Origin of the sequence: Luteimonas dalianensis (assembly GCF_049339425.1) — a bacterium.
In the GTDB taxonomy this organism is placed as follows: Bacteria; Pseudomonadota; Gammaproteobacteria; order Xanthomonadales; family Xanthomonadaceae; genus Luteimonas; species Luteimonas dalianensis.
Genome location: NZ_JBMPPO010000003.1, coordinates 446,285 through 453,114 on the forward strand (window position 1 = coordinate 446,285; position 6,830 = coordinate 453,114).

At 71.7% G+C, this 6,830-nt stretch carries 7 protein-coding genes; 2 read left to right on the forward strand and 5 right to left on the reverse strand.

The features are described 5' to 3' along the window. The first annotated feature begins 15 nt into the window (after window positions 1–15). Window positions 16–1,998 (forward strand): bifunctional DedA family/phosphatase PAP2 family protein, encoded by a 1,983-nt coding sequence (locus ACOZ90_RS06645; RefSeq protein WP_422892849.1) that lies wholly within the window; start codon window positions 16–18, stop codon window positions 1,996–1,998. Window positions 1,999–2,017: 19 nt separating this feature from the next. Here the strand turns inward: ACOZ90_RS06645 and ACOZ90_RS06650 are convergent, their stop codons facing one another. The 4 genes from ACOZ90_RS06650 to ACOZ90_RS06665 are packed head-to-tail and all read right to left on the reverse strand — an operon-like array spanning window position 2,018 to window position 5,164. Then, entirely contained in the window at window positions 2,018–2,611 is a 594-nt protein-coding gene (locus ACOZ90_RS06650) for an LON peptidase substrate-binding domain-containing protein (protein ID WP_422892850.1), read from the reverse strand. Then, window positions 2,608–3,987, reverse strand: a complete 1,380-nt coding sequence (gene mpl, locus ACOZ90_RS06655) for a UDP-N-acetylmuramate:L-alanyl-gamma-D-glutamyl-meso-diaminopimelate ligase (protein ID WP_422892851.1) — start codon at window positions 3,985–3,987, stop codon at window positions 2,608–2,610. The genes ACOZ90_RS06650 and mpl overlap by 4 nt, the downstream gene beginning before the upstream one ends. 34 nt (window positions 3,988–4,021) lie before the next feature. Continuing rightward, on the reverse strand, window positions 4,022–4,579 hold the full coding sequence (locus tag ACOZ90_RS06660; protein WP_422892852.1) for a hypothetical protein: 558 nt from the start codon (window positions 4,577–4,579) through the stop codon (window positions 4,022–4,024). Between the two features lie 6 nt (window positions 4,580–4,585). Beyond that, window positions 4,586–5,164: an adenylate kinase gene (locus tag ACOZ90_RS06665; RefSeq protein ID WP_422892853.1), complete on the reverse strand. Its 579-nt coding sequence runs from the start codon at window positions 5,162–5,164 to the stop codon at window positions 4,586–4,588. 148 nt (window positions 5,165–5,312) lie between these two features. On the opposite strand from ACOZ90_RS06665, the gene ACOZ90_RS06670 reads away from it, so the two are divergent. Continuing rightward, window positions 5,313–6,569 (forward strand): 6-phosphofructokinase, encoded by a 1,257-nt coding sequence (locus tag ACOZ90_RS06670; RefSeq protein WP_422892854.1) that lies wholly within the window; start codon window positions 5,313–5,315, stop codon window positions 6,567–6,569. A 150-nt stretch (window positions 6,570–6,719) separates the two neighbouring features. On the opposite strand, the gene ACOZ90_RS13985 is transcribed toward ACOZ90_RS06670, so the two are convergent. Then, the coding region (locus ACOZ90_RS13985; RefSeq protein ID WP_479724350.1) for an integrase core domain-containing protein at window positions 6,720–6,830 on the reverse strand (111 nt) is incomplete at its 5' end.

Consider the following 6,830-nt stretch of genomic DNA (forward strand, 5'->3'; position numbering starts at 1 on the left):
TGCCATAATTGCGCGATGACCTCCGCCTGGTTCGACAACACCCTGGCCTGGATCAGTGCGCATCCGGTGGCCGCGGGCGCGGTGATCTTCCTGATTGCATTCCTCGATTCGCTGGTGGTCGTGGGCATCGTGGTGCCTGCGATGCCGCTGCTGTTCGCGGTGGGCGCGCTGATCGGCCTGGGCCACGTGGATGGCCCGTACGCGATCGCCTGCGCCGCGGCCGGCGCGTTCAGCGCCGACGCGCTCAGCTACTGGGTGGGGCGGCGCTGGGGGCCGGAAATGCGCCAGGTCTGGCCGTTCCGGCGCTATCCGCAGCTGCTCGACCGCGGCGAGCTGCTGTTCCGGCGGCACGGGGTGAAGAGCATCCTGGTGGCGCGCTTCGTCGGCGCGGTGCGGCCGTTCGTGCCCGCCATCGCCGGGATGCTGCGGATGCGGCTGGATCGCTACCTGCCGGTCAGCGCGGTGGCGGCGGTGGCCTGGGCGGCGCTGTTCCTGGCCCCGGGCTGGATCTTCGGCGCCTCCTACGACGCGGTGGCCGCGGTGGCCGACCGGCTGGCGCTGGTGCTGGCGGCGCTGCTGGCGGTGCTCGCGCTGGTCTGGGCGATCGTGCTCTACACCTACCGCTGGTTCGACTTCCGCGCCAACGACCTGCTGGCGCGCGCGCTCCGGTGGACGCGGGCGCGGCCGCGGCTGGGGCGCTACGCCGAGGCGCTGATCGACCCGCGGCGGCCGGAGTCGCCGTCGCTGGCGATCCTGGCGGTGCTGCTGATCGGCATCGGCTGGGCCTGGTTTGCTCTGGCGACCACGGTGCTGATGCGCGGCGAGCCGCTGGCGATCGACCTGCGCACGTATGAGCTGATGACCGCCCTGCGCAACCCGCTGGCGGATCGGCTGATGGCCGGCCTGGCGTCGATCGGCGACGCCGCGGTGCTGGTGCCGGCGGCCGGGCTGGCGATGATCTGGCTGGCCTGGCGGCGGCGCTGGATGGCGGTCACCCACTGGCTGGCGGCGATGGGGTTCGGAGTGGCGCTGACGGCGCTGCTGGAAGCGGTGATCAGCATGCCGCCGCCGCCCACCGCGCACGGCGGGTTCGGGTTCCCGTCGATGACGGTGACCATGACCACCATCACCTTCGGCTTCTTCGCGGTGCTGATCGCACGCGAGCTGCCGGGGCGCACGCGGGTCTGGCCGTACCTGGTGTCCGGGGTGGTGGCCGGGGCGATGGGGTTCGCCCGCATCTACCTGGGGGCGCACTGGCTGAGCGACGTGGTCGGCGGGATGCTGCTGGGCGTGGTCTGGCTGCTGGTGCTGGGCCTGGCCTACCGCAGCCATGTGAACCGCTCGTTCTGGATGCGGCCGCTGGCCGCGATCTTCTACGGCACGTTCGCGGTGGCGGCGCTCTGGCATGCACCGCGCGCGGTCGATCCGATGCTGGCCGCGCTCACCCCGCCGCCGCCCACCGCGACCCTGGCCGCCGACGACTGGTGGAACGGGGGCTGGCGCACCCTGCCGCCGCAGCGCAACGAGCGCGACCGCGCCCTGCGCTGGCCGCTGGACGTGCAGGTGGCCGGCCCGCTGCAGCCGCTGCGCGAACACCTGGAGGAGCGCGGCTGGCAGGCCCAGCCGCAGGCGGACTGGGTCGCGACCCTTGGCCTGCTGGATGACGACGTCGCCCCGGAAGCGCAGCCGGTGCTGCCGGCAACCCTGGATACCGAGGCGGAAACGCTGCTGCTGCGGCGGCAGGTGGCGCCCGGGCAGATCCGGGTGCTGCGCCTGTGGCGCGCGCCGGTGGCGCTGGCCGAGGACACCCCGCTGTGGGTGGGTTCCATGCAGACCCTGCACCATACCCGGCCGTTCGACCTGTTCGGGCTGTGGCAGCCGCGTCCCGACGGGCATGCTGCGTGGAACGACCTTCGCGATGCGGTGCAGGAGCTGGAGGTGGAGGAGGAGCCGCATCCGCAGTCCAGACTTCCGGTGCTGCGTATCCGGATCCGCTAAGCCCGCCTGCGCAGCCGGTCTACGAGATGAACTCGAGCAGCTGCTGCAGGCGCGCGTGGGGGTCTGCCTCCTGCAGCAGGCCGAGGCGCTGGCGGTCTTCCAGCGGCAACAGTTCGGCCAGGCGCCAGCCAACCCAGGCCGCGTCCTCCATCTTCGGCTTGGGCACCGCGTAGGAATCGCTGCCGGCCTGCTCCAGGATGCCCGCCAGCACCTCGCGCAGCAGCGCGTGCTCGGGCCGCAGCGGAACTTCCGGATCATCGTCCTGCCAGTCGATCGCGGCCACCACCAGGCCGTTGTCGCGCACCCGCACCTGGCGCACGTGGAAGCGGCGCCCGCCGCGCACGCGCAGCGCCAGCAGGCCGTCCGCATCGCGGTCGAAATCCTCGATCACCGCCTCGGTGCCCCACGCGGCCGGCGTGGCCGGCGCGCCGGCTTCGCTGCCCTCCAGGATCAGGCAGATGCCGAAGGTGCCGCCGCTGCGCCCGCATTCGCGCACCAGGTCGAGGTAGCGCGGCTCGAACACCCGCAGCCCCAGCGCCGCGCCGGGCACCAGCACCGAGCGCAGCGGGAACAGCGGCAGCACGGATCCGGCCCCGGCCTCGACCACGCTCACTTCCCGGACGCGCCGGCGCGCGCCCGCAGGGCCGCCAGGAAACGGCGCGGCGCGTCGTCGAAGCCGCCGTTGGACATGAACACCACCCGATCCCCCTCGCCCACCCGTTCGAGCAGCGCGGCCAGCAGCGCCTCCGCGTCGGCGACCGCGGCCGCCTCGCCGCGCACGGCCGAGACCACCCGGCCCGCATCCCACTCCAGCTCCGGCCGGTGCAGGAACACCACCGCGTCGGCATCGTCAAACGCCGGCGCCAGCGCGTCGGCGTGCGCGCCCAGGCGCATCGAATTGCTGCGCGGCTCCATCGCCACCACGATGCGCGCATCGCCCGCGCTGGCGCGCAGCCCGGACAGGGTGGTCGCGATGGCGGTCGGATGGTGGGCGAAGTCGTCGTACACCACGGTGCCGTCCACCTCGCCGAGCCGCTCCATGCGCCGCTTCACGCTGCCAAAGCCCTCCAGCGCCGGGATCACCGCCGCCGGATCCACGCCCACCGCATGGCAGGCAACCAGCGCGGCCAGCGCATTCATTACGTTGTGCCGGCCCAGCAGCGGCCAGCGCACGGTGCCGACCGGCCGGCCCGCGTGCAGCACTTCGAACACGCTGCCGTCCGCCTCGACCAGGCGCGCATTCCAGTCGAAATCGCCGTCGATGCCGAAGCGCTCCACCGGCGTCCAGCAGCCCATTTCCAGCACCCGGGCAAGGTTGGCGTCCTCGCCGTTGACCACCAGCCGGCCGCCGCCGGGCACGGTGCGCACCAGGTGGTGGAACTGGCGCTCGATCGCGGCCAGATCCGGGAAGATGTCGGCGTGGTCGAATTCAAGGTTGTTGAGGATCGCCACCTTCGGCCGGTAGTGGACGAACTTGCTGCGCTTGTCGAAAAACGCGGTGTCGTACTCGTCGGCCTCGACCACGAACAGCGGGTCGCTGCCGCGCCGCGCGGACACCCCGAAGCCGTCGGGCACCCCACCGATCAGGAACCCCGCCTCGCGCCCGGCCGCCTGCAGCAACCAGGCCAGGATGGTGCTGGTGGTGGTCTTGCCATGGGTGCCGGCCACCGCGATCGTGGTGCGTCCGGGCAGCACGTGTTCCGCCAGCCACTGGGCGCCGGAGGTGTAGCGGCGGCCGGAGTCCAGCAGCGCCTCCACCGCCGGGTTGCCGCGTGAGAGCGCGTTGCCGACGATCACCTCGTCGGCGTCATCGGAGATGTGCCCGGGGTCGTAGCCCTGGCGCAGCTGGATGCCCAGGCGCTCGAGCTGGGTGGACATGGGCGGGTACACCGCCTGGTCGCTGCCTTCGACGGTGACGCCGGACTCGCGCGCCAGCGCGGCCACGCCGCCCATGAATGTTCCGGCGATGCCGAGGATGTGGATCTTCAAGTCGGGGGGATTCCTTGCATTGGCGGGCCGAACTCTACCGGAGACCGGCGGCGCTGGCAGCGGCCGGGAACGCCCGTGCCAGCACGGCCTCGGCCAGCAGCAGCGCCAGCGCCATGCCCAGCAGCAGCGCCCCGGCGGCGCCGCGCCCGGCCCGCAGCGCCTGCTTCCACAGCGCCAGGTAGCGGGCCACCAGCCACGCCATCGCCGCCACCGTGGCCAGCGCCAGGGGCAGGAACAGCAGCAGGATCGTGCCCGGCCCGGCATCCGCACCGGCGGCGAACAGCAGCGCCAGAACCGGCGCCAGGACGAGGTTGCGCAGCCCTGCCAGCAGGCCGCCGCCCTGCAGCACCTGGGCGATCAGATGGCGGCGGCGCGCGAACGCCAGCACCGCGGCCATCAGCGCCGCCTCCACCGCGAGCACCAGCGGGGCGTGCAGCACCCCCGGGCCGCTGGCCGATGCCAGGTCGGCGGCCCAGGTCAGCGCCAGCGCCGCCAGCCAGGTCGCCACGGCGGGCAGCGGCCGGCCAGGGAGGATTTCCAGGGGCCCCTGGCCGCGCAGCCAGCGCCACCAGCGGCCCACCACCGGGCCCATCGGGGATCAGGCGGCCGTCTTGTCCGCGCCGATCGCCGACAGGATGCGGTTGAACACCTCGTCCAGGCCGCCGACGCCGTCGACCGCCGTGAGCTGGCCGTGTTCGCGATAGAACTCGATCACCGGCGCGGTCTGCTCGTCGTACACCGTCAGGCGCTTGCGCACCGATTCGGGATTGTCGTCGGCGCGGCCTTCCTGCTGGGCGCGGCCGGCCAGGCGCTCGATCAGCAGCTCGTTGTCGACTTCCAGCTGCACCGCCGCGTCGAACGGCTGGCCAAGGCGCTCCAGCAGCCCGTCCAGCGCAGCGGCCTGGGCCAGGTTGCGCGGATAGCCGTCGAGGATGAAGCCGCCGCGCACGTCGTCGCGCGCCAGGCGCTCCTCCAGCATGCCCAGCAGGATCTCGTCGGACACCAGGTCGCCGCGCGCCATGACCTCCTTCGCCTGCAGCCCCAGCGGGCTGCCCGCGGCCACTTCCGCCCGCAGCAGGTCGCCGGTGGAGATGTGCGGAACGCCCAGGCGTTCCTTCAGGCGCGCGGCCTGCGTTCCCTTGCCCGAACCCGGGGCCCCCAGTAATACCAGTCGCATCGCCTTGCTCCTTGAAGCTGCTTTCGAAATCGTGAACCGGTCGCGACACGGGTGGCGATAAACTGCCCCCTTGGCGCCCGCTGGCGCCAGCTTACCGCATCAATTGCGCCCCTCCCCCACCGCTCTTCGTCGCATCCACGGATCCCATATGCCTTCCGGAACGCTCCTGTACGCCCAGTCGGGCGGCGTCACCGCCGTCATCAACGCCACCGCGTCGGCCGTCATCAGTGAAGCGCGGGCGCGCAAGGTGAAGGTGCTGGCCGGCCGCAACGGGATTCTCGGCGTGCTGCGCGAGGAGCTCATCGACACCACCCGCGAAAGCGCCGCCGCCATCCGCGGCCTGGCCCACACGCCCGGCGGCGCGTTCGGATCCTGCCGCTACAAGCTCGGCACCCTGGAAGACGACCGCGCCCGCTACGAGCGCCTGCTCGACGTGCTGCGCGCCCACGACGTGCGCTGGTTCCTCTACAACGGCGGCAACGACTCGGCCGACACCGCGCTCAAGGTGTCGAAGCTGGCCGGGGAATTCGACTACCCGCTGACCTGCATCGGCGTGCCCAAGACCGTCGACAACGACCTGGCGCTGACCGACTGCTGCCCCGGCTTCGGCTCGGCCGCCAAATACACCGCCGTCTCCGTGCGCGAAGCCGCGCTGGACGTCTCCGCCATGGCCGACACCTCCACAAAGGTCTTCGTTTACGAAACCATGGGCCGCCACGCCGGCTGGCTGGCCGCCGCCGCGGGCCTGGCCGGCAGGAGCCGCGACGACGCACCGCACATCATCCTCTTCCCCGAGCGCGCCTACGACGAAGCGGCGTTCCTGGCCGAAGTCGACCGGGTCGTCGAGCGCGTGGGCTGGTGCCTGGTGGTGGCCAGCGAAGGCATCCGCACCGCCGACGGCGGCTTTGTCGCCGATGCGGGCGGCGCCAGGGACTCGTTCGGCCACACCCAGCTGGGCGGCGTCGCCTCGCACCTGGCCGGCCGGGTCAAGGACACGCTCGGCCACAAGGTGCACTGGGCGCTGCCCGACTACCTGCAGCGCTCGGCGCGGCACATCGCCTCCAGGACCGACCTCGACCACGCCATCGCCGTCGGCCAGGCCGCCGTGCGGCTGGCGCTGGAGGGCAGGAACGCCACCATGCCGGTGATCACGCGCACCTCCGACAGCCCCTACCGCTGGAAGATCGAGCCTGCGCCGCTGAGCCGCATTGCCAACCGGGAGAAGAAGCTGCCCGCGGCGTTCATGCGCAAGGATGGGTTCGGCATCACCGCCGCTGCCCGGCGATATCTGGAGCCGCTGATTCGTGGGGAGGCGTATCCGCCGTATGGGCGGGATGGGGTTCCGGCCTACGTGGCGTTGAAGAATGTGCTCGTGGAGAAACAGTTGGATAGCTGGGACGATTGACCGTCTCCAGAGCAACCATTTTCGTCAACGCAACTCCGGTGGGTTGATCCGCGAGTCGATGTTGTACGGATCATCGGGGGAAACCTGGTTCACCGCTTCGATCCCCTCCGGCGGTAATCCCCCCGCTTTTAGCAGACACCAAAAGTGGAGCTATGCGGCACGAGCCAGTTTCTGCATTGGCGTGATGCCGCCGAGTGCCATGTTCGGGCGCTCGTGATTGTACGACCATAGCCAGCGCGTGGCCTTGTCCTGCACCTGTTC